Annotated in this window: 20 protein-coding genes; 11 read left to right on the forward strand and 9 right to left on the reverse strand. The window is 70.2% G+C overall.

Annotated features, from left to right (window positions below):
- Nucleotides 1-154 precede the first annotated feature (154 nt).
- On the forward strand, nucleotides 155-1111 hold the full coding sequence (locus tag ACFW16_RS08130; protein ID WP_380303653.1) for an alpha/beta fold hydrolase: 957 nt from the start codon (nucleotides 155-157) through the stop codon (nucleotides 1109-1111).
- Nucleotide 1112: 1 nt separating this feature from the next.
- On the opposite strand, the gene ACFW16_RS08135 is transcribed toward ACFW16_RS08130, so the two are convergent.
- The 5 genes from ACFW16_RS08135 to ACFW16_RS08155 all read right to left on the reverse strand — a co-directional run bounded on the left by ACFW16_RS08135 (nucleotide 1113) and on the right by ACFW16_RS08155 (nucleotide 7324).
- Nucleotides 1113-2324, reverse strand: a complete 1212-nt coding sequence (locus tag ACFW16_RS08135) for an adenylate/guanylate cyclase domain-containing protein (RefSeq protein WP_380303655.1) — start codon at nucleotides 2322-2324, stop codon at nucleotides 1113-1115.
- Nucleotides 2325-2491: 167 nt separating this feature from the next.
- On the reverse strand, nucleotides 2492-3478 hold the full coding sequence (dgcA, locus tag ACFW16_RS08140) for an N-acetyl-D-Glu racemase DgcA (protein ID WP_380303657.1): 987 nt from the start codon (nucleotides 3476-3478) through the stop codon (nucleotides 2492-2494).
- On the reverse strand, nucleotides 3478-4491 hold the full coding sequence (dgcN, locus tag ACFW16_RS08145) for an N-acetyltransferase DgcN (protein WP_380303659.1): 1014 nt from the start codon (nucleotides 4489-4491) through the stop codon (nucleotides 3478-3480). The genes dgcA and dgcN overlap by 1 nt, the downstream gene beginning before the upstream one ends.
- A 116-nt stretch (nucleotides 4492-4607) precedes the next feature.
- A complete protein-coding gene (locus ACFW16_RS08150) occupies nucleotides 4608-6605 on the reverse strand; it encodes a DUF6600 domain-containing protein (RefSeq protein ID WP_380303661.1) in 1998 nt (665 codons plus the stop codon).
- Nucleotides 6606-6757: 152 nt separating this feature from the next.
- Nucleotides 6758-7324, reverse strand: a complete 567-nt coding sequence (locus tag ACFW16_RS08155) for a putative glycolipid-binding domain-containing protein (protein WP_380303663.1) — start codon at nucleotides 7322-7324, stop codon at nucleotides 6758-6760.
- 250 nt (nucleotides 7325-7574) lie between these two features.
- Here ACFW16_RS08155 and ACFW16_RS08160 point away from each other — a divergent pair, with 250 nt between their 5' ends.
- The 10 genes from ACFW16_RS08160 (at nucleotide 7575) to ACFW16_RS08205 (ending at nucleotide 16804) form a co-directional block, all read left to right on the forward strand.
- Nucleotides 7575-8933, forward strand: coding sequence for an NAD(P)-dependent oxidoreductase (locus ACFW16_RS08160; RefSeq protein WP_380303665.1), 1359 nt, complete (start codon nucleotides 7575-7577; stop codon nucleotides 8931-8933).
- Nucleotides 8934-8971: 38 nt separating this feature from the next.
- Nucleotides 8972-9235, forward strand: a complete 264-nt coding sequence (locus ACFW16_RS08165) for a type II toxin-antitoxin system Phd/YefM family antitoxin (RefSeq protein ID WP_380303667.1) — start codon at nucleotides 8972-8974, stop codon at nucleotides 9233-9235.
- Entirely contained in the window at nucleotides 9225-9683 is a 459-nt protein-coding gene (locus ACFW16_RS08170; protein ID WP_380303669.1) for a PIN domain-containing protein, read from the forward strand. The genes ACFW16_RS08165 and ACFW16_RS08170 overlap by 11 nt, the downstream gene beginning before the upstream one ends.
- A 68-nt stretch (nucleotides 9684-9751) precedes the next feature.
- Nucleotides 9752-11032 carry an NAD-dependent dihydropyrimidine dehydrogenase subunit PreA gene (preA, locus tag ACFW16_RS08175; protein WP_380303671.1) on the forward strand — a complete coding sequence of 427 codons (1281 nt, stop codon included), beginning with the start codon at nucleotides 9752-9754 and terminating at the stop codon, nucleotides 11030-11032.
- A 97-nt stretch (nucleotides 11033-11129) separates the two neighbouring features.
- Nucleotides 11130-11654 carry a hypothetical protein gene (locus ACFW16_RS08180; protein WP_380303673.1) on the forward strand — a complete coding sequence of 175 codons (525 nt, stop codon included), beginning with the start codon at nucleotides 11130-11132 and terminating at the stop codon, nucleotides 11652-11654.
- Nucleotides 11655-11684: 30 nt separating this feature from the next.
- Nucleotides 11685-12935, forward strand: coding sequence for a Zn-dependent hydrolase (locus tag ACFW16_RS08185; RefSeq protein ID WP_380303675.1), 1251 nt, complete (start codon nucleotides 11685-11687; stop codon nucleotides 12933-12935).
- A gap of 3 nt (nucleotides 12936-12938) precedes the next feature.
- Complete coding sequence (locus tag ACFW16_RS08190) at nucleotides 12939-13766, forward strand: ABC transporter ATP-binding protein (protein WP_380303677.1); 828 nt, start codon at nucleotides 12939-12941, stop codon at nucleotides 13764-13766.
- Nucleotides 13767-13898: 132 nt separating this feature from the next.
- Nucleotides 13899-14819 carry an ABC transporter permease gene (locus ACFW16_RS08195; RefSeq protein WP_380303679.1) on the forward strand — a complete coding sequence of 307 codons (921 nt, stop codon included), beginning with the start codon at nucleotides 13899-13901 and terminating at the stop codon, nucleotides 14817-14819.
- Nucleotides 14816-15769 carry an ABC transporter permease gene (locus tag ACFW16_RS08200; protein ID WP_380303681.1) on the forward strand — a complete coding sequence of 318 codons (954 nt, stop codon included), beginning with the start codon at nucleotides 14816-14818 and terminating at the stop codon, nucleotides 15767-15769. The genes ACFW16_RS08195 and ACFW16_RS08200 overlap by 4 nt, the downstream gene beginning before the upstream one ends.
- 30 nt (nucleotides 15770-15799) lie before the next feature.
- Nucleotides 15800-16804 carry an ABC transporter substrate-binding protein gene (locus ACFW16_RS08205; protein WP_380303683.1) on the forward strand — a complete coding sequence of 335 codons (1005 nt, stop codon included), beginning with the start codon at nucleotides 15800-15802 and terminating at the stop codon, nucleotides 16802-16804.
- A gap of 50 nt (nucleotides 16805-16854) precedes the next feature.
- On the opposite strand, the gene ACFW16_RS08210 is transcribed toward ACFW16_RS08205, so the two are convergent.
- The 4 genes from ACFW16_RS08210 to ACFW16_RS08225 form a co-directional block, all read right to left on the reverse strand.
- On the reverse strand, nucleotides 16855-17820 hold the full coding sequence (locus ACFW16_RS08210) for a calcium-binding protein (RefSeq protein WP_380303685.1): 966 nt from the start codon (nucleotides 17818-17820) through the stop codon (nucleotides 16855-16857).
- Between the two features lie 125 nt (nucleotides 17821-17945).
- A complete protein-coding gene (locus ACFW16_RS08215) occupies nucleotides 17946-20486 on the reverse strand; it encodes a calcium-binding protein (protein WP_380303687.1) in 2541 nt (846 codons plus the stop codon).
- Nucleotides 20487-20576: 90 nt separating this feature from the next.
- A complete protein-coding gene (locus ACFW16_RS08220) occupies nucleotides 20577-22013 on the reverse strand; it encodes a calcium-binding protein (RefSeq protein ID WP_380303689.1) in 1437 nt (478 codons plus the stop codon).
- A gap of 629 nt (nucleotides 22014-22642) precedes the next feature.
- Nucleotides 22643-24174, reverse strand: a 1532-nt coding sequence (locus tag ACFW16_RS08225) for a calcium-binding protein (RefSeq protein WP_380303691.1), incomplete at its 5' end; no start/stop codon positions are given.

Below are 24174 nucleotides of genomic sequence, written 5' to 3' on the forward strand. Positions count from 1 at the left end.
GTCTCGCCCATCTCTGGCATCGGCTCTTGCTGCCCAAACCCTCTCCCCCTACCCCCCTCCCGCAAGGGGAGGGGGGACAAGAAAGATTGCCCCTCGGCTCCTGGCCTGCCTCGCCCTCCTCCTGGTCGCCGCCTGCGGGGCCGTCATCCAGCCGATGGGGACGTCGAACGGGACCCCGCGGCTGGAGACCGAGGCCGTGATCGCGGCCGACGGCTACCGCCTGCCGCTGCGGCATTGGGGGCCGGTGGACAGGCCGCGCGCGGTGGTGCTGGCGCTGCACGGCTTCAACGAATACGGCCGGGCTTTCGACGATCCCGCCGGGTTCTGGGGCCAGCTCGGCATCGCCACCTATGCCTACGACCAGCGCGGCTTCGGCGACACCGCCCGGCGCGGCATCTGGCCGGGGGCGGAGACGCTGGCCGCCGACGCCGCCACGGCGCTGCAGCTGCTGGAGGCGCGCTATCCCGGCGTGCCGGTCTATCTGCTGGGCGAAAGCATGGGCGGCGCCGTCGCCATCCTGGCGGCGACCGGGCCGCACCACCCGCCGATGGCCGGGCTGATCCTGTCCGCCCCGGCCACCTGGGGCCGGCAGAGCATGGACGCCATCCCGCGGGTGGCGTTGTGGCTAACGCGCCGGCTGATCCCGGCGATGACCTTCACCGGACGCAGCCTCGGCGTCCAGGCCAGCGACAACGTGCCGATGCTGGTCGCGCTCGGCCGCGACCCGCTCTACATCCGGGCCACCCGGGTCGACACGATCGACGGGCTGGTCGACCTGATGGGCCGCGCCTCCGACGCGGCGGGGCAGATTCCGGAGCCGACCCTGGTGCTGCTGGGCGAGCACGAGCAGGTGCTGGCGCCGGCCTCGGTCAACCTGCTGCTGCGCCGCCTGCCGCGGCGGCCGGACCTGGTCGTCGCCTCCTACAGCCGCGGCTGGCACTGGCTGCTGCGCGACCTCGGCCGGCGCACGCCGCAGCGCGACATCGCCGGTTGGATGCTGCATCCGGGGCCCGGCCTGCCTTCGGGCGCCGAGCGGCGCGGCGAGGCCCGGCGCGCCCTGGCCGACGGGGCGGTCCCGGGATCGGACCTGCAGGCGTCGGGCGGGCCTTGAACTACTCGGCGGCGGCTTCGGCCTTGGCCGGGAGCGGCAGCCGCACCGGGCTGAACACCTCCTGCTCCTCCGACACGCCGCGCAGGCTGAACCGGCCCATCGGCTCGGCCTCGACCCCGACCGCGCGGCGGAAGGCCTCGGTCATCAGCGGCCGGCGGCCGGTGATGCGGCACAGCGCCTCGACCCGGCTGGCCAGGTTGACCGCGGGGCCGATGACGGTGAAGTCCAGCCGGTCGGCGGCGCCGATATTGCCGTACATCACCTCGCCGATATGCAGCGACAGGCCGTAGTCGAGCGCCTGCCGGCCCTCCTCGACGCGCCTGGCGTTGAGCGCGGCCATGCCGTGCTCGGCCACCGCGGCGGCGGCCAGGGCCTTGGACGCGGCGTCCTGCACGCCCTGCTCCTCGTCCACCGGGAAGATCGCCAGCATGGCGTCGCCGATGAACTTCAGGATCTCGCCGCCGGATTCCTGCACCGCGGCGGCCATCGTCTCGAAATAGCTGTCCAGCGAGGCGACGATCTCCTCGCGCCCGACCTTCTCGCTCATCGCGGTGAAGTCGCGCAGGTCGCAGTACCAGATCGCGGCGTGCAGCGATTCCGACATGCCGCGGCGGATCTGGCCGTTCAGGATGCGGGCGCCGGCGTCGTGGCCGACATAGGTGTCCAGGAGGTCGACCGCGGTGGCGCGCAGGGTGTGGATCTCGATCAGCCGGGTCAGGATCGGCATCAGCCGGTCGATCTTTTCCAGCGCCGCCTCGCTGAACCCGCCGTCCTCGCGCGTGGCGAACGAGATGGCGGAGCGGCGGCCGCTGGTGAAGGCCAGGCCGAACAGGGCGTAGTCGGTCAGCCCCTCGTCGCGGAACTCCTCCAGCACCGGGAAGTCGAGCTGTGCCTTCGGGCCGGTCAGGCGGCGGCGCAGCGCGTCCGCGCCCTCCTCGATCACCACGTGGATCGGGCTCTGCTGATATTCGGGCGAGTTCCGGTTCTCCCACAGGCCGCGGCGGCGCTCGATCGCGCCGGTGCCGCGCCAGATATAGGCGGTGCCGAAATAGAGCGGGTGGAGGGCCGGAATGATGGCGAGGCCGCGCGCGACCGGAACGTCTTCGGCGACCAGGCGGTTGCAGAATTCCTCGAGCAGCTGGCCGGTGTCACGGATGCCCGGAGCCTCGTAGAGCAGCCAGTCCAGCGTGGGTGAGCCGGTACAGCTCGTCATCGGATGGTCTTTCTCGATCACGACGCCCATGGTCCGCCCCTCGCAGCACAGCCTCCATCATCTAGGGGCAGGGCGTCCAGATTTCGAGTCAGGCCGTTACCGATGAAGGGAAAACCTGCCTTGCGCAGCGGGCCGGGGCGGCAGGCGGCGGCGCCGCCGGCCTGGCCTCAGCCCCACAGCGCCGGCTCCGGCGGGTAGACCGTGGCGCCGTCATAGCGCAGGGCAGGATCGTGGTCCTGGGCCAGCAGCAGCGGCCCGTCCAGATCCACCACCTCCGCCCCCTGCGCCACCAGCGTCGCCGGCGCCATGGCGAGGGAGGAGGCGACCATGCAGCCGACCATCACGGCGAAGCCGCGCTCGCGGGCTGCGGCACGCAGCCGCAGCGCCTCGGTCAGCCCGCCGGCCTTGTCCAGCTTGATGTTGACCATGGCGTATTTGCCGGCGCAGCGATCCAGGCTGGCGGTGTCGTGGCAGCTCTCGTCGGCGCAGAGCGGGATCGGGCTCTCGAAGCCCTTGAGCGCGTCGTCCTCCGACGCCTTCAGCGGCTGCTCGATCAGCTCGACGCCGAGCGCGGCGAAGGCCGGGCCGAAGCGCTCGAGATGGCCGATCGACCAGGCCTCGTTGGCGTCGACCACCAACCGGCTGGCCGGCGCGTTCGCGCGCACCGCCTGAACCCGTTCCAGGTCGCCGTCGCCGGTCAGCTTCAGCTTCAACAGCGGCCGGTGCGCCGATTGCCGCGCCGCCTCGCCCATCCGCTCCACCGTGTCCAGGCTCAGCGTGTAGACGGTGGTGACCGGTCCGGGCTCCGGGATCCCGGCGACAGCCCAGGCCGGCACCCCGGCCAGCTTGGCCTCCAGGTCCCACAGCGCGCAGTCGACCGCGTTGCGGGCCGCGCCGGGCGGCAGCAGCGCCTCCAGCCCGGGCCGGTCGGCGCCGTCGGCGATCGCCTGGGCCACGCTCTCGATCTGGGCCGCCACGCTCTCCAGGCTCTCGCCGTAGCGGGCATAGGGCGTGCATTCGCCGCGGCCGACCGCGCCGCCGGCGGCGATCTCGGCGATCAGGGTGCGCGCCTCGGTGCGGCTGCCGCGCGAGATGGTGAAGACGCCGCGGATCGGCCAGACCGCCTGCCGGACCGAGAGCCGACGGCCGGTCATCAGGCGGCCACCGGGGCGGGCAGCCGGTCGACGATGGCGGCGACGCCGGTGCGCACCGGGTCTACCGTCGGCAGGCCGAAGCGGTCCTCGGCCTCCTTCAGCGCCCGCTCCGCGCCTCCCGGGTCCAGCGCCGAGGTGTTGAAGGCCAGCCCCACCACCTTGGCATCCGGGTTGGTCAGCCGGGCGCAGCGCTCGTTCAGCGCGATGCAGTCGGCCAGGTCGGGCAGGGGGAAATGCGGCAGGCCGCGCATGTGCGGCCGCCCGGGCTCGTGGCACATCACCAGCGCCTCGGCCTGGGCGCCGTGCAGCAGGCCGAGCGACACGCCGGCATAGGAGGCGTGGAACAGCGACCCCTGGCCCTCGATCAGGTCCCAATGGTCGGTCTCGGCCTCCGGCGCCAGCCATTCGGTGGCGCCGGAGATGAAGTCGGCGACCACGGCGTCGACCGAGACGCCGCCGCCGGCGATCAGGATGCCGGTCTGGCCGGTGGCGCGGAAATCGGCCCTGAAGCCGCGCGCCTTCATCTCGCGCTCCAGCGCCAGCGAGGTGAACATCTTGCCGACCGAGCAGTCGGTGCCGACGGTCAGCAGGCGCCGGCCGCGGCGCGGCGCGCCGGTGGCGACGTCGAAGTCGCGGTCCGGGTGGCGCACGTCGAACAGGCTGCGGCCCAGGGCCTTGGCGCGCTCCGCCACCGCCGGCAGGTCGGCGATGCGGTTGTGCAGGCCCGAGGCGATGTCCATGCCGAGCTCGAGCGCCCGCAGCATGGTGTCCTGCCAGGCCTCCGAGATCCGGCCGCCGCGGTTGGCGACGCCGATGATCAGGGTCTGCGCGCCCTGCGCCGCCGCCGCCTCCAGCGTCAGGTCGGGCAGGCCGCAGGTGGCGCGGCAGCCGTCCAGCCGCAGCTGGCCGACGCAGACCTCGCGGCGCCACTGCGCCACGCCATAGGCGGTCTTGGCGGCGAGCTGGTCGGGGGCATCCCCCAGGAACAGCAGATAGGGACGCCTGATATCCACGATGCGGGCTCCTCACCAACGGTCGCGGCGAGTGTAGCGGGAATCCGGGGGCAGGCCAGGACCGCGGCTTCGGGACGTCATAACCGGCGGTGAGGGTCCGTTACGGATGGGCGAGGTCAGTTCTGGTCCTGCTGCTGCCGTTTGTCCGGCGGCGGCGGTGGGCGCCGGGCCGGCGGAGGCGGCGGTCGACGCTGGATCTGCGGCTGGGCATGGGCCTGCGGCTGGAGGATGCGCGGCGCCGGTCGCGGCGCGGCGGCAGCGTGTGGCGGCTGTACCGGCGGCCGGGCCGCGGCCGGGACCTGCGGCCGGGGATGGTCGGCAAGCGGCCGTGCGGGCGACGGTGCCGGCACGGCTGCCGCTGCGGGCGGCCTGGCCGCCGGCGTCGGAGTCGGCGCGCCGGCCGGCCGCTGGCCGCGTTCCGGCAGCGGCGGATGCTGCTCCTGCGATGCGGGACCGGGCTGGGCGGCTGCGCTCGGCGTCTCGGGCCCGCGCTGGCCGCGGTCGGGCAGGGGCGGATGCGCCGGCTGGGCCTGGGTGGCATCGGGGACCGGCGGCTTGCCGGCCGGCGTCGCGGGCGGCTGCCCTGCCGCCTGGGCCGGAGCGGCCGGGCCGTGCTGTTCGGGGGCAGCCGGCGCCGGCCGGTTTTGCTGGCCCTGCGCCGCTGCATGGTCGATCGGCCGGGCCGGCTGGCTCGGCGCCGGCGGGTGGGGCCGGTTCGGATCGGCGGCGGCCAGCGGCAGGTGGCCTCCCGGCCCGAGGGCGTCGGGCCCGCGGGCGAGCGCCGGGTGCGGTGCCGGCGGCTGGCCTGCGGCCGGGGTCTCCGGATGCGGCAGGGCCGCGACCGCGGTCAGCCGGGCATGGTCCAGCTGGTCCGCCGCCACCGGCAGGGCGGCATGCGCCACCGGCTGGCGGCCGGCCAGGACCTGCGCCGGCACCACCGTGGCGAAGCGGCGGTTGGCGCCGCCCTCGACGATCGTGGTCGGGCCGTTGTGGATGTCGGTGATCCGGTTGATCTCGACGTTCCGGATGTTGGTGACGTTCACGTTCCGGACATAGGTGTCGCTGACCCGGTAGGGCGGGCGATAGATCTCGCCCGGCCCCAGCGGGTACCAGCCGATCGGATGGCTGTCGGCCGCGACGGTGATGGCGGCGCCGACCGCGGCGCCGGCGAAGAAGCTGACCAGGGCGGGGGCGTAGACCGGGTGCGCCTCGACCGGGCCGGGCACCCAGCCCCAACGGTCGTCGACATAGGCCCAGCGGCCGTAGTGGAACGGCGCGAAGCCCCAGGGCTGGTCGTCGACCCAGGTCCAGCCCCAGCGGTCGTCATGGTCCCAGCGGCCGTAACGGTAGGGCACCCAGCCGGCCGGCACGTCGGTCGGGTACCAGACGGTGCCGTAGGTCGGCGTGTCGTGCCAGGTGCCGGCGGCGGCCAGGTCCTGGTAGCCGGTCATGTTGCGGGAAACGTAGCGCGGCGCCGCGGACGCCGCCCGGATCCGGCCGTCCGCCCAGTCGTCGAGCGGGCTGCGGTCGGCCGACTGCGCCAGCGTATAGCTGAACGGATCGCCGCTGCCGCCGACCACGCCGGTCTCGCCGCCCTGGATGTCGACCGGCCCGTCCGGACCGCCGGCGACCTGGGCCTCGCCGGAAAACACCACCACCTGGGTCGGGTCCTGGGTGGTGCCGGCGTCGATCCGGTATTCGCCCGGCCGGTCCAGCGTGACCGTGCCGCGCGGGGTGTCGACCGTCCAGGTCTCGCCCGCCTGCAGGTCGGCGATGTCGACGTTGACCGACCCCTGGCCCAGCTGGGCGCCGAAGGCCTGGTCGTCCAGCTGCCGGATGTCCAGCTCGGCCTGGTCGCCGAGATGCAGCTCGGCCGGGCCGATCTCCAGTGCGGCCCGGGCCTGCGGCTCGGTCCACAGCGACATGCCGGCGGTCACCGGCTGGTTGCGGGCGGCCACCGCCCAGGGCTGGGCCGGGTCGGGGCGCAGCGACACCACGCCCGAGACATCGGCCAGCCGCCCGACCCGGGCCGGCGGATCATCGTCCGCCCGGGCCGGAACGACGCCGCAGAGCAGGGCCGCCGCGGCGACCCCCGCCAGGATCTGCGCTTTCATCCGTTCCTCCTCGGCCGCCGGCCACGCTGAGGGCCGGGCGGCCGGATACCCCTGTCCGACGCATGCGTCCGCAGTGTCAAAGACTAGGCGAGGGGGCGTTGCAGGAGGCTGGCGCGGAGATGAATTCGGGGTGAGGTGCCGCCGCGGCGTCGTCACCCCACCCTGCGGTACAGGCCCGGGTAGTCCAGCACCAGCTCGTTGGCGTCGGTGCTGATCTCGGCGGTGAAGCCGCTGCCGTCCAGCGATTCGAAGCGCCAGCGCCGCAGGGCCAGCGCGGTGTAGCGCTGCGGCGCGGCGAAGGGCGCCAGATCCGGCAGCGCCAGATACGCCACCCGGATCTCGGCCGACTCGCCGGGCTGCAGCCCCAGCCGCCGGATCGGCAGGGTGTTGGTGAAGGGCGTCGCCACCAGGTCGACGTCGATGCAACCGTCCAACTGCGGCAGCGGCGTGCCGTCGCCGGTGGTCCAGGCGCCGCCGCCATCGGCCAGAAGCCGCAGCCGCCGGTCCCCGGCATGGTCGGTCACCGCCACCGACCGCACCCGCCATTCGGAATCCATCACCATGGCGTAGCTCAGCGCCCACTCGACGCCGCCGGACTCGTGATCGGCATCGCCGCCGATCACCACGCTGTCGGCCTGGATCCAGGCGCCGCTGCGGTGCAGCCGCAGATGCTCCAGGCCGATGCCGTCGGCCGGGGCCCATCGGACATGTCGGTCCATGCGCCGTCTCCCGCGCGCTGTTTCTGTTCTCGAAACGTTCCTAGCATGATTCGGCGTCGCGCAACAACCGAGAATGATACTGATTATCAGTTGAAAATAGAGTTGACCATTTGGTCAGGTTTTCGATACCGTTTCGGTCAGGAGAGGCGGGGCCGCGGGCGAGAACCGGAGAATCCGGGCGCGGCACCAGGGCATGACGGTCGGGATCGACGGGCGGAGGGCCGGTCGGGCCGGCCATCGGAGGCTGGGAATGACGACGGGATCCGACATCGCGGCCGGACGCCTCGGCGCCGAGCGCATCGCCGAGGACTTCGCGGAGATCCATCCGCCGCTCGACCGGCGCACGGCGCTGATCGAATCCAGCCGCTGCTATTTCTGCTACGACGCACCCTGCATCGAGGCCTGCCCGACCGGGATCGACATCCCGGCCTTCATCAAGGGCATCGCCACCGACAACGTCAGGGGCGCGGCGCAGACCATCCTGACCGCCAACATCATGGGCGGCATGTGCGCCCGGGTCTGCCCGGTCGAGGAGCTGTGCGAGGATGCCTGCGTCCGCAACCACCAGGAGGAGAAGCCGGTGGCGATCAGCGCCCTGCAGCGCTACGCCACCGACCATGTCTTCCTGCGGAACGAGCAGCTGTTCAGCCGCGCGCCGTCGACCGGCCGGCGCGTCGCCGTGGTCGGCGCCGGCCCGGCCGGCCTCGCCTGCGCCCACCGCCTCGCCGTGCTCGGCCACGACGTGGTGGTGTTCGAGGCGAAGGCGAAGGGCGGCGGGCTGAACGAATACGGCCTGGCCGCCTACAAGATGGCGGACGGTTTCGCCCAGGCCGAGCTGGCCTATATCCTGGAGATCGGCGGCATCGAGATCCGCACCGGCCTGGCGCTGGGCCGCGACGTGTCCTTGAGCGAGCTGCGCCGCGACTTTGACGCCGTGTTCCTCGGCCTCGGCCACAACGCGGTCAACGCGCTCGGCTGCGACGGCGAGGCCCTGGCCGGGGTGGAGAGCGCGGTCGACTTCATCGCCCGGCTGCGCCAGGCCGCGGACAAGGGATCGGTGCCGGTCGGCCGCCGCGTCGTCGTGATCGGCGGCGGCAACACCGCGATCGACGCCGCCACCCAGGCCAAGCGGCTGGGGGCGGAGGAGGTGACGCTGGTCTACCGCCGCGGGCCTGAGCAGATGTCCGCCACCTGGAAAGAGCAGGACTGGACCCAGGTCAACGGCGTCACCGTCCGGCACTGGGCCCAGCCACGCCGCATCCTCGGCTGGCCGGCCAACGGCCGCGGCCCGTCGGTGAAGGAGGTCGAGTTCGAGCACACCCAGCTCGACGCCCAGGATCGCCTGACCGGCACCGGCGACCGCTTCACCGTGCTGGCCGACCAGGTCTTCACCGCCATCGGCCAGTATCTCGTGCCCTCGGCCTTCGCGCATGAGGCGGAGACGCTGGACATGGCCGGCAACCGCATCGCCGTGAACGAGGAGCGGCAGACCTCGCTGTCCGGCGTCTGGGCCGGCGGCGACTGCGTGCCGGGCCAGGACCTGACCGTCAGCGCCGTGCAGGACGGCAAGCTGGCGGCGCTGTCGATCGACCGGGCGCTGCGGCGCTGAATGTGCTACATTGGTAGTGCATTCGGAGGAGCGATGCCATGAGCGACGGATCCAGCACCACCATCACCCTGCGCGAGGCCAATCAAGGCTTCGCCGAGATGATCCGCGCGGTCGAATCCGGCCAGGAATTCGTCATCACCCGCCGCGGTGAGCCCGTGGCCCGGGTCGTGCCGGTGTCGCACCGGCGCGTGCTGACCCCGCCCCAGCAGGCGGCGCTGGAGCGGACGCGGGCGCGCATGGCCCATGGATATCGCAGCGAATCGCCGGAGCCTTTCGACCGGGATGCGCTGCATGACCGATAGGCGGTTCACCCTGGACACCAACGTCCTGATCTATGCGATCGACAGCGCCGAGGGCGACAAACACAGCCGGGCGAAGGAGATCGTCGAGCGCGCCGCGCTGACGGATTGCGTTCTCGCGATCCAGGCGTTGGGGGAGTTCTACGTCACCTCGCAGCGCCGGCGCCTGTTGCCGGCGGCCCATGCCGCGGCCCAGATCGCCGATTGGATCGAGCTGTTCGCCACCATGGCCCCGACCACGGCGAACACCATGACGGCGGCGCGGGAAGCCGCCGCCGCGCGGTTCGGCTACTGGGATGCGATGCTGCTGTCGACCGCCGACAGCCATGGCTGCACCACGCTGCTGAGCGAGGACATGGCGGACGGCGTGGCGCTGGGCGGCGTCACCGTGCGCAACCCGTTCCGCGGCGACCGGCTGCCGGACGAGATCGAGGCGCTGTTGACGGTTTGACCCGGCCGGCGCCGCCGGTCGGACGAGAAAGCGGCCGCAGAGCCGGGGAACACCAGCTGGAGGCTGTCATGGCCGATCTGAGCAACGACTTCCTGGGGATCCGGTCCCCGAATCCGTACTGGCTGGCCTCGGCGCCGCCGACGGACAAGGAGTACAACGTCGTCCGCGCCTTCCGCGCCGGCTGGGGCGGGGTGGTGTGGAAGACGCTGGGCGAGGACCCGCCGGTGGTCAACGTCTCCTCCCGCTACGGCGCGGTCAGCTACAACGGCACCCGCGTCGCCGGCCTGAACAACATCGAGCTGATCACCGACCGGCCGCTGGAGCTGAACCTGCGCGAGATCAAGCAGGTCAAGCGCGACTGGCCGGACCGGGCGATGATCGTGTCGCTGATGGTGCCCTGCGAGGAGCAGAGCTGGAAGTCGATCCTGCCGCTGGTCGAGGACACCGGCGCCGACGGCATCGAGCTGAACTTCGGCTGCCCGCACGGCATGTCGGAGCGCGGCATGGGCTCCGCCGTCGGCCAGGTGCCGGAATATGTCGAGATGGTCGCGCGCTGGTGCAAGCAGTACACGCGCATGCCGGTGATCGTGAAGCTGACGCCGAACATCACCAACATCCTGGGGCCGGCCCGGGCGGCCAGGCGCGGCGGCGCCGACGCGGTGTCGCTGATCAACACCATCCAGTCGATCGTGTCGATCGACCTCGACCTGATGGCGCCGACGCCGACGGTCGACGGCCTGGGCACCCATGGCGGTTATTGCGGTCCTGCGGTGAAGCCGATCGCGCTGCGCATGGTCGGCCAGATCGCGCGCGATCCGGAATGCCAGGGCATGGCGATCTCGGCGATCGGCGGCATCTCGACCTGGCGCGACGCGGCGGAGTTCATGGCGCTGGGCGCCACCAACGTCCAGGTCTGCACCGCGGCGATGACCCATGGCTTCAAGATCGTCGAGGACATGTCGTCCGGCCTGGCCAACTGGATGGACGAGAAGGGCTACGCCGGCACCCGCGCCTTCCAGGGGCTGGCGGTGCCGAATTTCGTCGAATGGCAGGACCTGAACATCAACTTCAAGTCGGTCGCCGCCATCGACCAGGACGCCTGCATCCAGTGCGGCAAGTGCTACATCGCCTGCGAGGACACCTCGCACCAGTCGATCTTCGCGCTGCGCACGCCCGAGGGCGGCCGCCGCTACGAGATCAACGAGGCGGAGTGCGTCGGCTGCAACCTGTGCATGCATGTCTGCCCGGTCGACAATTGCATCACCATGCAGTCGGTCGACACCGGCCTGCCCTATCTCAACTGGCAGCACCACCCCAACAATCCGATGCGCAAGGATGCCGCCGAATAACCCTTACTTTGGTGCAATTTGGCATCGTCGGCTCGGAAGCGATCGGTCATGATGGCGCCCTTCCGATCATTCGATACGAAAAGAAGCGAGGGGAATGATGGCTGTCATGCGACGCGCGGTGCTGGTGGGGATCATGGCCGCGGCGCTTGCCGGATGTGCCGGCAGCAAGGAGCCGGCATCCGGACCCGTGGCGGAAGCCAAGATCGACGATTTCGCCGGCTCCTGGATCGGTGCGAGCGAGGAGGAGGTGCAGCGCGCCTCGGCGGTGATCCTGGAGCCGCGGGGCGACGGCGGCTTCCGGCTGTTCTGGCGCAACGTCCAGGCCGGCCAGCCCGGCGACGGGCTGGAGTTCCGGGAGCGCGAGCTGGTGTTCCAGTCCTCGACCCGGCCGAACTTCTGGACCGCCTCGGTTCCGGCGGACCGCGCCTACGCCACTGCCAGCCTGTCCGGCCCGACCCTGACGGTCGAGGTCGTCGGAACCACCCAGGACGGCAAGGTCGAGCGCCAGCTCTACCGCCGCACCCTGGTCGACGGCTCCCATCTGAAGCTGGCCTATACCCGCGAGGTGGCGGGCCAGCCGGCCTCCACCATCGAGGCCGATTTCATCCGCAAGCCGGCCTGATCGAAGGGATCGGGCCCTAAGGACGTGACGATGCAGCAAAATATCCAGATCGATCCGCAGCGCCTCTGGGACGCGATCATGGAGACCGCCGAGTTCGGCAAGACCCCGAAGGGCGGGGTCAAGCGCCTGACCCTGACCGACCTGGACAAGCAGGTGCGGGACTGGTTCCGGCGGCAGTGCGAGGCGGTCGGCTGCACCGTCACCGTCGACGAGGTCGGCAACATGTTCGCCCGCCGGCCGGGCCGGGACAACTCGCTGCCGCCGATCTGCGTCGGCAGCCATCTCGACACCCAGCCGACGGGCGGCAAGTTCGACGGCATCCTGGGCGTGCTGTCGGGGCTGGAGCTGCTGCGCACGCTGCACGACACCGGCTACGAGACCAACGCGCCGATCGAGGTGATCAACTGGACCAATGAGGAGGGCTCCCGCTTCGCCCCGGCGATGCTGGCCTCCGGCGTCTTCGCCGGGGTGTTCACCAAGGAGTACGCCTACAGCCGCGAGGACCGCGACGGCCAGCGCTTCGGCGACGAGCTGGAGCGGATCGGCTACAAGGGCTCGGTCCCGGTCGGCCAGCGTAAGCTGGGCGCGCATTTCGAGCTGCATATCGAGCAGGGGCCGATCCTCGAGGCCGAGGAGAAGGTGATCGGCGTCGTCACCGGCGTGCAGGGCATGCGCTGGTACGAGGTCACGGTGACCGGCCGCGAGAGCCATGCCGGCTCCACCCCGATGCGGCTGCGGCGCGATGCGTTGCGCGGCGCCGCCCGGATGATCGAGGCGGTGATCGCGGTCGGCGACGCCACGGCGGACGCGGTCGCCACGGTGGGGCTGGCCGAGGTGCGGCCGAACAGCCGCAACGTGATCCCGGGCGAGGTGTTCTTCACCATCGACTACCGCAACCCCGACGACGCGAAGATCGGGGTGATGGAGAAAGAGGCGCGGGCGGCGATCGACCGGATCGCGGCCGAGCTGAAGCTCGAGGTCAAGGTCGAGGCGATCTGGGATTCGCCGGCGGTGAAGTTCGACCCGGCCTGCATTGACGCGGTCGAGGCGGCGGCCCGGTCGAACGGCTTCACCCATCGTCGCATCGTCTCCGGCCCCGGGCATGATTCGGCCTATATCGCCCGGGTGGCGCCGACCGCGATGATCTTCGTGCCGTGCCGCGAGGGCATCAGCCACAACGAGGAGGAGAGCATCGAGTTCGACCACGCCGCCGCCGGGGCCAATGTGCTGCTGCGCGCCGTGCTCGACTACGACCGCTCGCTCGAACAGAAGGCGGGCTGAGGCATGGCGGTGTCGGCGGTCAGGCCCGAGCATCTCTCGCAGACGGCGTCCGCCGCGCCGCCGGTGGTCGAGGCCCGGCGCCTCGGCCTGACCTTCCAGACCGCAGATGCGCCGGTGGTGGCGCTGCAGGATGTCGACCTGACCATCGGCGAGGGCGAGTTCGTGTCGCTGATCGGCCCGTCCGGCTGCGGCAAGACCACGCTGATGCGGGTGGTGGCCGATCTGGTGCGGCCGACCGCCGGCTCGGTCACGGTGAACGGGCTGACGCCGGAAGAGGCGCGTCTGGCCCGCGCCTATGGCTACGTGTTCCAGGCGCCGGCCCTCTATCCCTGGCGCAATGTCCGCCGCAATGTCGAGCTGCCCTTGGAGATCATGGGCGTGCCGGCGACGGAGCGGCAGGAGCGGGCGCGGGCGGCGCTCGGCACCGTCGGTCTCGACCAGTTCGAGAAGAAGTTCCCCTGGCAGCTCTCGGGCGGCATGCAGCAGCGCGTGTCGATCGCCCGCGCCCTCGGCTTCCAGCCGAAGCTGCTGCTGATGGACGAGCCGTTCGGCGCGCTCGACGAGATCACCCGCGACAACCTCAACGTCCATCTGCTGGGCCTGTGGAACCGCACCAGCCTGACCGTGATCTTCGTCACCCATTCGATCCCGGAGGCGGTGTTCCTGTCCTCCAAGATCGTGGTGATGTCGCCGCGGCCGGGCCGGATCCTCGACGTGATCGACAGCGATCTGCCGCGCCAGCGCGACCTCGACATCCGCGAGACCCCGGAATTCCTCGCCATCGCCCAGCAGGTCCGCGAAGGCCTGCGGGCCGGGCATTCCTACGAATGAGGGCCGGCTGGAACAGGATTGTAGGTTGGGTTCGCAAGAGCGAACCCAACATCTTGCCGTTGGTGCCGCCTCTGTTGGGTTCGCTGTCCGCGAACCCAACCTACGACTCCACCGAATGAGGGTGGACCGCCCATGACCGTCCTCGCCGAATCACTCCCGGCGCGGCCCGGCACCTGGGCGCGGCTGAAAGGCGGGCGGGCGCTGCCGCTGGCGACCGTGCTCGGCGCCTTCCTGATCCTCTGGTATCTCGGCTCCTTCTGGCTGAACGCGCCGCAGGCGGTGGAGCGGCTGAGCCGTGCCGGGCCGGACTGGACGACCGCGCAGTTCTTCGAGGCGGTCTGGAAGCTGGACCGGCCACTGCTGCCGACGCCGGACCAGGTCGCGACCGACCTCTGGGGCAGCACCGTCGGCCGGCCGGTCACCAGCAACCGCAGCCTCGTCTACCACGCCTGGGTGACGATGAGCTCGACCCTGGTCGGCTTCGTGCTCGGCACGCTGCTCGGCATCCTCCTTGCCGTCGGCATCGTCCATGTGCCGACGCTCGACCGGTCGCTGATGCCCTGGGTGATCGCCAGCCAGACCGTGCCGATCCTGGCGATCGCGCCGATGATCGTGGTCGTGCTCGGCAATATCGGCCTCACCGGGGTGGTGCCGAAATCGATCATCTCCGCCTATCTCAGCTTCTTCCCGGTGACCATCGGCATGGTCAAGGGGCTGCGCTCGCCCGATCCGCTGCAGCTCGACCTGATGCGGACCTACTCCGCCAGCGGGTCCCAGCTGTTCTGGAAGCTGCGCTGGCCGGCGGCGGTGCCGTTCCTGTTCCCCAGCCTGAAGATCGGCATCTCGCTGGCGCTGGTGGGCGCCATCGTCGGCGAGCTGCCGACCGGCGCCCAGGCCGGCATCGGCGCGCGGCTGCTGACCGGCTCCTATTTCGGCCAGATGATCCAGCTGTGGTCGGCCCTGGTGATGGCGGCGCTGCTGGCCCTGCTCTGCGTCTTCGCCGTCACCCTGGCCGAGCGCGCCGTGATCGCCAGCCGCGGAGGCCGGGGATGAGTGGGCGCGTTCTCCGCAGCCTCGCCTGGCTCGTGGTCGCGCTCGTGCTCGCTGCCTTCGTCCTGTGGTGGATCGGCGACGGCGGCGTGTTCGCCGCCGGCACCGCCTGGATCGCCCTGCCGATCGTGGCGGCGGTGGCCGCGTCCTGGGCGGCGCTGCACGGCCTGTCGCCGGTGCCCGGCCGGGCCGCCGGCATCGCCGTGCCGATCCTGTTCGGCGCCGTGCTGCTGTGGCTGTGGCAGGTGCTGGTCACCGGCTTCCAGGTGCCGCAGATCCTGCTGCCGGCGCCGTCGCAGATTGGGGCGCGCTTCGCCGCCAGCACCGACACGCTGTGGGTCGACTTCGTCCAGACCTTCATCCGCTCGGCGATCCCGGGCTTCCTGATCGGCTCCGGCGCCGGCTTCCTGACCGCGGTGGCGATCGACCGGTCGCCCTTCCTGCAGCGCGGGCTGCTGCCGCTCGGCTCCGCCGTCTCGGCCATGCCGATCGTCGGCATCGCGCCCATCATGATCATGTGGTTCGGCTTCGACTGGCACTCCAAGGCCGCCGTGGTCGTGGTCATGACCTTCTTCCCGATGCTGGTGAACGCGCTGGCCGGGCTGGAGGCCGCGGGGGCGATGGAGCGTGACCTGATGCGGTCCTACGCTGCCAGCTACCGGCAGACCCTGCTGAAGCTGCGGCTGCCCTGCGCGCTGCCCTTCATCTTCAACGCGCTGAAGCTGAACGCCACGCTGGCCCTGATCGGCGCCATCGTGGCCGAGTTCTTCGGCACCCCGATCTACGGCATGGGCTTCCGCATCTCGACCGAGGTGGCGCGGCTGAATGTCGACATGGTCTGGGCCACCATCCTGGTCGCGGCCGTGGCCGGCTCCGCCTCCTACGGGCTGCTCGCCCTGGTGGAGCGGGCGACGACCTTCTGGCACCCTTCGATGCGGGAAGCGGGACACTGAACAAAGTCTGACGAACGGGAGAGGCTTCACATGAAAAAAACCATTCTGGGACTGGCCGCGATCGCAGCGGCGCTGGGCTTCGGCCCGGCGCAGGCGGCGGACCCCTTCACCATCCAGCTGAAATGGGTCACCCAGGCGCAGTTCGGCGGCTATTACGTCGCGGCGGAGAAGGGCTACTACACGGATGAGGGGCTGGACGTCACGATCAAGCCGGGCGGGCCGGATATCGCGCCGCCGCAGGTGATCGCGGCGGGCGGGGCCGACGTCATCGTCGAATGGATGCCGGCGGCGCTGGCGGCGCGCGAAAAGGGCGTGCCGCTGGTCAATGTGGCGCAGATCTTCAACCGCTCCGGCATGATGCTGACCTGCAAGAAGGAAAGCGGGATCACGTCGCCGGCCGACTTCAAGGGCAAGACCCTGGGCGTCTGGTTCGCCGGCAACGAGTATCCGTTCCTGTCCTGGATGGGCAAGCTGGGCCTGTCGACCTCGGGCTCGAACCCGGACGTCAAGGTGCTGCGCCAGGGCTTCAACGTCGACCCGCTGCTGCAGAACCAGGCGGCCTGCATCTCGACCATGATCTACAACGAATACTGGCAGGTGATCGACGCCGGCGTGCCGGAGAAGGACCTGATCACCTTCTACTACGAGGACCAGGGGGTGGCGACGCTGGAGGACGGGCTGTACGCCCTCGACTCCAAGCTGAAGGACCCCGCCTATGTCGACAAGCTGGGCCGCTTCCTCAAGGCCTCGGCCAAGGGCTGGGCCTATGCCAAGGCGCATCCGGACGAGGCCGGCAAGATCGTGGCCGAGGCCGATGCGTCGGGCGCGACCACCGACGCGGTGCAGACCCGCATGGCCGAGAACATCGCCAAGCTGATCACCGTGTCGGACGACAAGATCGGCTGGCTGGACCCCGAGGCGTACAAGCGCACCGTGCAGGTGCTGCTGTCGAGCAAGAGCGACCCGGTGATCACCAAGGACCCGGGCGACGCCGCCTGGACCCATGCCGCCTGGGACAAGGGCATGGGCAAGTAGGCATCCGACGGAGAAGGGCCGGGCGAGAGCCGGCCCTTTTCGCGCTGTCCCTACAGGATGAAGTCGGAGGCCTGGAGGCCGGAAACGCCGCCGAGGACGATCTCGAGGTCGGAGACGCCGTCGCCGTTGATGTCGACGCCGATCACGGCATCGCCACCGGAGACGGTATAGCGCAGCTGGCCGGCAACGCCGGTGTAGGCGGCGGTGCCGATGAAGGTGAAGCTGTCGTCGCCGTCCCCGCTGTCGCCGTCGGCGTCGATCGCCGACAGGTCGATCCGATCTCCCTCGGCATGGCTGAAATCGGTGATCCGGTCTGTGCCTTGCCACGCCGTGGAGGAGACGAAGCGGTCCGCGCCGCCCCCGCCGGTCAGCACGTCCGCTCCCCCGCCCCCGGCCAAGGTGTTGGCGGCGGCATTGCCGATCAGGGTGTCGTCCTCGGACCCGCCGGTGACGGACTCGATCGAGATCAGGGTATCGACGCCACGATCGCTGCTGGCGGTGCCGGTGGCCAGGTTCACCGTCGTGGAGCCGAACAGGCCGTCATACGAGACACGATCGTGGCCATCCCCGCCGTCCAGGGTGTTGCTCGCGTCCCCGCCGGCGAGAACATCGTCCCCGGCGCCGCCGTCGAGGGTGTCCTCCAGGGATCCGCCCTCGAGGACGTCGTTCCCGCCGCCGCCGCGGAGGATGTCGCGGCCGCCGCCGCCGTCGAGGATATTGTCATCGCTGTTGCCGATCAGGGTGTCGCCATAGGCGGAGCCCTCGACCATTTCGATCGAGATCAGGTGGTCGCCGAACGCGGTGCCGCTGCTGCCGGTGCCGGTTGCCAGGTTCACCGTCACGCCTTTGGTGCTGTCGCCGTAGCTGACGGTGTCGAAGCCTTCACCGCCGTCGAGGACGTCCGCCCCGGCGCCGCCGGTCAGCCGGTCGTCGCCGCCGTAGCCATAAATCTCGTCGGCTTGATCCGTCCCGTGAAGGGCGTCGTCGCCAGACGTCCCGTCAATCCGATTCGCCATGTCTCTCTCCCCCTGTGGTACCGCATCGGGAGCGGAACCGGCATTCGCTCCGCTCCCGTCCGCAGCAGTTTCGATAATTGCGCGATGTTATCCGATGTCGGGCGGCCGGCACCGGGTCGGTTCCGTTACAGCACGAAGTCGGAGGCCTGGAGGCTGCCGACGCTGGCGAGCACGATGTTGAAGTCGGAGACGCCGTCGCCGTCGGTGTCGCCGCCGACCACGGCGTCGCTGCCGATGACGTCGTAGCGCAGCTGGCCGGCGACGCCGGTGTAGGTTGCGGTGCCGATGAAGGTGAAGCTGCCGGCGCCGCTGCCGTTGGCGTCGATCGGCGACAGGTCGATCTGGTCGCCCTGGGCGTCGCTGAAATCGGTGATCCGGTCGGCATCGGTCGTCCCCGTCGCGCTGTCGCCGACGGCGGCGAAGACAAAGCGGTCGGCGCCGCCTCCGCCGGTCAGCAGGTCCTTTCCGGCCGCGCCCTCCAGGGTGTCGGCCCCTTCAAAGCCATCGAGAGCGTCGTCCCCGCCTCCGCCGCGGAGGGTGTCGTTCCCCAAGCTGCCGCTGAGTTGGTCGTTCCCGTCATGGCCTTCGAGGATATCGTCGCCGCCGGCCCCGGTCAGGCTTTCGGCGCCACCGCCGCCCGTCAGCGTATCGGCATAGCTGGAGCCGGTGACCTCTTCGATCGAGATGAAGGTGTCGCCCTCGGCAGTGCCGCCACTCCCGGTGCCGGTGGCCAGGTTCACCGTCACACCTGCGGCGCTGAGGAAGTATTCGACGGAGTCGAGGTCCTCGCCGCCATCGAGGGCGTCGGCCCCTTCGTCGCCGTAGAAATCGTCGGTCCCGGCGCCGCCGCGGAGGATATCGTCGCCGCCGTCGCCGCGGAGGGTATCGAAGCCTTCGCCACCATCCAGGGTGTCTGCCCCGTCGTCGCCGCCGAGGTCGTCGTTCCCGTCGCCGCCGCGGAGGGTGTCGCCCCCGCGGCCGCCTGAAAGGGAATCGCCCGTGCCGTTGCCCTCGAGGACATCATCGCCGTCGGCCCCGACCAGACGATCGAAGGCGCTGCTGCCAATCAGGGTGTCGGCATGGGCGGAGCCGCCGATGCTTTCGATCGAAACCAGGCGATCGCCCTCGGCGTCGCCGCCGCTGCCGCTGCCGGTGGCGAGATTCACCGTCACGCCCGCGGTGCTGTCGGAATAGCTGGCTTCGTCGAAACTGTCGAAATTGTCGCCGCCGTAGAGGACATCGGCCCCGGCGCCGCCTTGGAGATAATCGTCGCTGCCGCCGCCATCGAGGACGTCGGCCCCGGCGCCGCCCCGGAGGACGTCGTAGCCCCAATGACCGCTGAGCCTGTCGTCACCGTCGCCGCCGCTAAGGCTGTCGTTCCTGGCATAGCCCAGGAGGGTGTCGTTGCCTTGGCTGCCGATCAGCCTGTCCTCATAGGCGGAGCCGCGGACCTCTTCGATCGAAGCCAGGCGGTCGCCCTCGGCGGTACCGCCTCTGCCGGTGCCGGTGGCCAGGCTCACCGTCACGCCCGCGGTGCTGTCGAAGTAGGAGACGATGTCGAGGCCGTCGCCGCCGTCGAGCCTGTCGGCCCCGCCGCGACCATTGAGGACATCATCGCCGCCGAAGCCACGCAGAACATTGGCGCTGCCGTTGCCGATCAGGGTGTCGGCGTAGCCGGAACCGTCGATATTCTCGATCCCAGTCATGGCGCCGCCGGTGCTGTTCCCGTCGTCGAGGTTTACGGTCACGCCGTACAGGCCGATCTGGTCGTACCAGGTTGCGTAGTCGACGGTATCGATGCCATCGCCGCCGGAAAGGGTATTGCCTTCGGATTCGACGCTGAGCCTGTCGTTGCCGTCGCCGCCGGAAAGGGAATTGCGCCCGCTCTCGCCGTTGAGCCAGTCGCCGCCGCCGCCGCCGTGAAGCACGTCGTTGCCGCCGCCGCCGCGCAGGTTGTTGTTCACGTCGCTGCCGGTGAGCGTGTCGGCAAAGTCCGACCCTTCGAGATTCTCGACATCTGCGGCGATGGTGTCTCCTTCGGCGTCGCCGCCGGAGCCGATGCCGGTGGCCAGACTCACGGTCACGCCGATCCCGCTCTGGGATAAGGTGTAGCTGACGCTGTCGTTGCCGTCGCCGCCCGACAGGCTGTCCGCCCCGCCCCGGCCGTAGAGCTGATCGTCGCCGCCGTCGCCGTGAAGCACATCGTTGCCCACGCCGCCGTCCAGATAGTCGCGGTCGTCGCCGCCCGAGAGGCTGTCTGCCCCGTCCTCGCCGTAGAGGAGATCGTCGCCGCCCTCGCCGCGGAGCACGTCGTCGCCGCCGCGGCCAAACAGGGTGTCGAAGTCTGCGTCGGTGCCGGTGAGCGTGTCGGCATGGGCCGAGCCCCGGAGGTAGTCGATGTTGGTGAGGATGTCGCCCTCGGCGTCGCCGCCGGAGCCGGTGCCGGTGCCGAGGTCTACGGTGACGCCGGCGCTGCTTCCTTCATAGCTGGCGGTATCGTAGCCGACTCCACCGTCGAGAGTATCCGCCCCGGCGCCGCCGATCAGCCGGTCGTTGCCGGCCTCGCCATGGAGCTGGTCATCACCCTCATACCCCCAGATCTCGTCGTCTTGATCCGTCCCAAGAAGAGTGTCGTCGCCAGACGTCCCGTCGATGCGATTCGCCATGGTTCTCTCCCCTTAGTGTCGCCGCCCGCGGCGGCGTCGATGATCGCTCCCGACCGCCCGGTGCCAGGGCCGCCGGCACCGGGCCGCCGGCTACAGCACGAAGTCGGAGGCCTGCAGGCTGCCGACGTTGCTGAGCACGATGTTGAAGTCCGAGACGCCGTCGCCGTCGACGTCGCCGCCGATCACGGCATCGCTGCCGGAGAGGGCGTAGCGCAGCTGGCCGGCGACGCCGGTGTAGACAGCGGTGCCGATGAAGGTGAAGCTGCCGTTGCCGCCGCCTTCGCCGCTATCGGCGTTGATCGCCGACAGGTCGATCCGGTCCCCCTGGACGTGGCTGAAATCGGTGATCCGATCGGCGTTGGTCCGGCCCACCGCGCTGTCGAAGGGGTGGGAGGCGAAGCGGCTGCCGGCGAAGACGAAGCGGTCGGCGCCGTCTCCCCCGGTCAGCAGGTCCTTTCCGCGCGCGCCGGTGATGATGTTCGCGGCGGCGCTGCCGGTCAGGGTGTCGGCATGGCCTGAACCGTGGATGTTCTCGATCGAAACCAGGGTGTCGCCGAATGCCGTGCCACTGCTGCCGGTTCCCGTGGCGAGGTTGACCGTCACGCCCACGGTGCTGTCGGCGTAGCTGGCGACATCGGTGCCGGCGCCGCCGTCGAGGTCATCGGCCCCCGCGCCGCCGCGGAACACGTCGTCGCCGTCGCCGCCGGTCAAGGTGTCGGCGTGGGAGGAGCCGTAGACGGCCTCGACCGAGATCAGGGTATCGCCCTCGGCCGTCCCGCCGCTGCCGGTGCCGACGGCCAGGTTCACCGTCACGCCCTGGGCGCTGTTGTAATAGCTGACGAGATCGAAGCCAGCGCCGCCGTCGAGGGTGTCGGCGCCGCCATTGCCGTTGAGCACGTCGTCGTCGCCGCCGCTGCGCAGGGTGTTGGCTCCGGCATTGCCGACAAACACGTCCTCATACTCGGTCCCTATGAGGTTCTCGATATCATCGGCGATGGTGTCGCCGTCTGCGTAGAAGCCGGAGCCGGTGCCGCCGATGGTCACGGTCGCGCCGGTGATATAGGGAATGTCGGTATCGCTATAGTCGACGGTGTCGATGCCGTCGCCGCCGAAGAAGGCGTCCGCACCGAGGTAGCCGAACAACACGTCGTCACCGGCTTCGCCGCGCAGCACGTCGTTACCAGTGGAGCCACGGAGGATGTTGGCCTCGGCGTTGCCGGTGAGGATGTCGGCATAGTCCGAACCTCGGAGGTTCTCGATGTCCTCGGCGATGGTGTCGCCCTGGGCATCGCCGCCCGAGCCTGAGCCGCCGAGAGTGACGGTCACCCCGGTGCTGCTGCCGGAGTATCCGGCGGTGTCGATGCCGGCGCCGCCGGACAGGGTGTCGGCACCGGAGTCGCCTCCGAGGGTGTCGTTGCCGTCGCCGCCCTGGAGCGAATCGTCGCCGGCGAAGCCGTAGATCTCGTCGACGTCATCCGTCCCGATAAGGACGTCGTCGCCGGGGGTCCCGTAGATTTGATTCACCATGGTTCTCTCCCCTTTTCCGCCACCGTCCGGGGGATAGGAACCGAGCGCCCGGTTCCCACACGCGGTGGCTTCGTTGATTGGTTCCAACCGCAATGATGCCCGGTGCCCAAGGCCGGGCACCGGCTTCGTTACAAAACGAAGCCGGAGGCCTGCAGGCTGCCGTCGGTGATGACGGTGTCGAGATTGCCGCCGACATGATTCATCGTCGCGTCTCCCCCTTGAAGATTCGATCGAATGCCCGCCGAACGGCCTCGGCGTGGGCACCGGGTGTAGCAGCGCCGCGCAGGACACCCTCGCCCGGGGCGCGCGTGCGGACAGTCCCTCGATCTTCCTACCGGGTGACCGGCTTCACCGGCCGTTCCGGAAGGATGTCACAACAAAGGATATCTCGCCGTGTGGGCGCAGGCTGCGGTCCGCCTGCAAGGCGTCATCGACAGATCCCCGTTCCACGAACGCCATCCAACATGCTTATTTTCTTACAATATTTAATGTAAGTTGAATGTATCGCAATCGCCTTGTGCCGACAATCCTCGACCGGAGAAAACTCCTACGCCACCAGCGATGCGCGACGTCGTCGATTGCTGCAAGGATCCCCGGTGCCGGCGAGGCCGGCACCGGGCCTGTCGCCGTTACAGAACGAAGTCGGAGGCCTGCAGGCTGCCGACGTTGTCGAGCACGATGTTGAAGTCGGAGACCTTGTCGCCGTTGGTGTCGCCGGCGATCACCGCATCGCCGTTGGAGACGACATAGCGCAACTGGCCGGCGACGCCGGTATAGGCGTCGGTGCCGATGAAGCTGAAGGCCTGGTTTCCGGCGGTCCCGGTGTTGGCGTCGATCAGCGACAGGTCGATCCTGTCGCCCTGGGCGTGGCTGAAATCGGTGATCCGGTCGGCGTTGGCGGATCCCGTCGCGCTGTGGCCGGCGCCGAAGACGAAGCGGTCGGCCCCGGCCCCGCCGGTCAGCACGTCCTTTCCGCCGCCGCCGGTCAGCGTGTTGGCCACGCTGTTGCCGATCAGCGTATCGGCATAGTTGGAGCCGTTGACCCCCTCGATGGAGATCAGCGTGTCGCCGGTGGCGGTGCCGCCGCTGCCGGTGCCCGCGGCCAGGTTCACGGTCACGCCCCTGGTGCTGTCGGTGTAGCTGACCGTATCGACGCCGGTGCCGCCATCGAGGATATCGGCGCCCGCACCGCCGCGGAGGAAATCGTTGCCGTCGCTCCCGCGCAGGGTGTTGGCGGCGCTGTTGCCGATCAGCGTGTCGGCATGGGTGGAGCCGTTGACGGCCTCGATCGCGGCCAGGGTGTCGCCATGCGCGGTGCCGCCGCTGCCGGTGCCGGTGGCGAGGTTCACCGTCACGCCCACGGTGCTGTCGAAATAGGTGACGAGGTCGATGCCGGCCCCGCCATTGATGGCATCGCCGCCGGTCCCGCCGTTGAGGATGTCGTTCCCATCCCCGCCGGAGAGCCGGTCGCTGCCGTCATATCCCTTGAGGATGTTGGCGCCGGCATTGCCGGTCAGCGTGTCGCCGGCTTTGCCGCCGTAGACGTTCTCGACGCCGTTGAAGGTGTCGCCCTGCGCCTCGCCGCCGCTGCCGACGCCGGTGGCCAGGTTCACCGTGACGGCATCGTCGGTGCCGAAATAGGTGACGATGTCGTTGCCGGTGCCGCCGAAGAACCGGTCGCTGCCGGTGCCGCCGCGAAGCACGTCGTCGCCGGCGCCGCCGACCAGGGTGTCGAAGCCCGAGCCGCCGTTGAGCCTGTCTGCGGCGCCAGCGCCGAAGAGGAAGTCGTCCCCGCTGCCGGCGGTGAGATCGCGCGGCGTGGGCGAGGTGTTGAAGGTGAAGAAGTTGCCGGTGCGCAGCGCGTCGACGGTGACGTTCTTGATCCGGATGCTTTCGTCGCTGAAATCGTAGCCGAAGGTGATGACGACGTCCGTGCCATCCTGCTTCATGAAGGGCAGGAGGCTGGCCATATCGCCGACACCGATGGCCCGCAGGTCGATCTTGTCGCCGGTCCGGAGGTCGAAGATCGTGTCGTTGCCGAACTCGCGGTCGTTGTAGACGAAGACGTCGTTGCCGGCGCCGCCGTAGAGCTTGTCGCCGCCGGTGCCGCCGATGAGGGTGTCGTTGTTGGCCCCGCCGACCAGGGTGTCGAAGCCCGAGC

Source organism: Inquilinus sp. NPDC058860, assembly GCF_042743185.1.
Classification (GTDB): Bacteria; Pseudomonadota; Alphaproteobacteria; order DSM-16000; family Inquilinaceae; genus Inquilinus.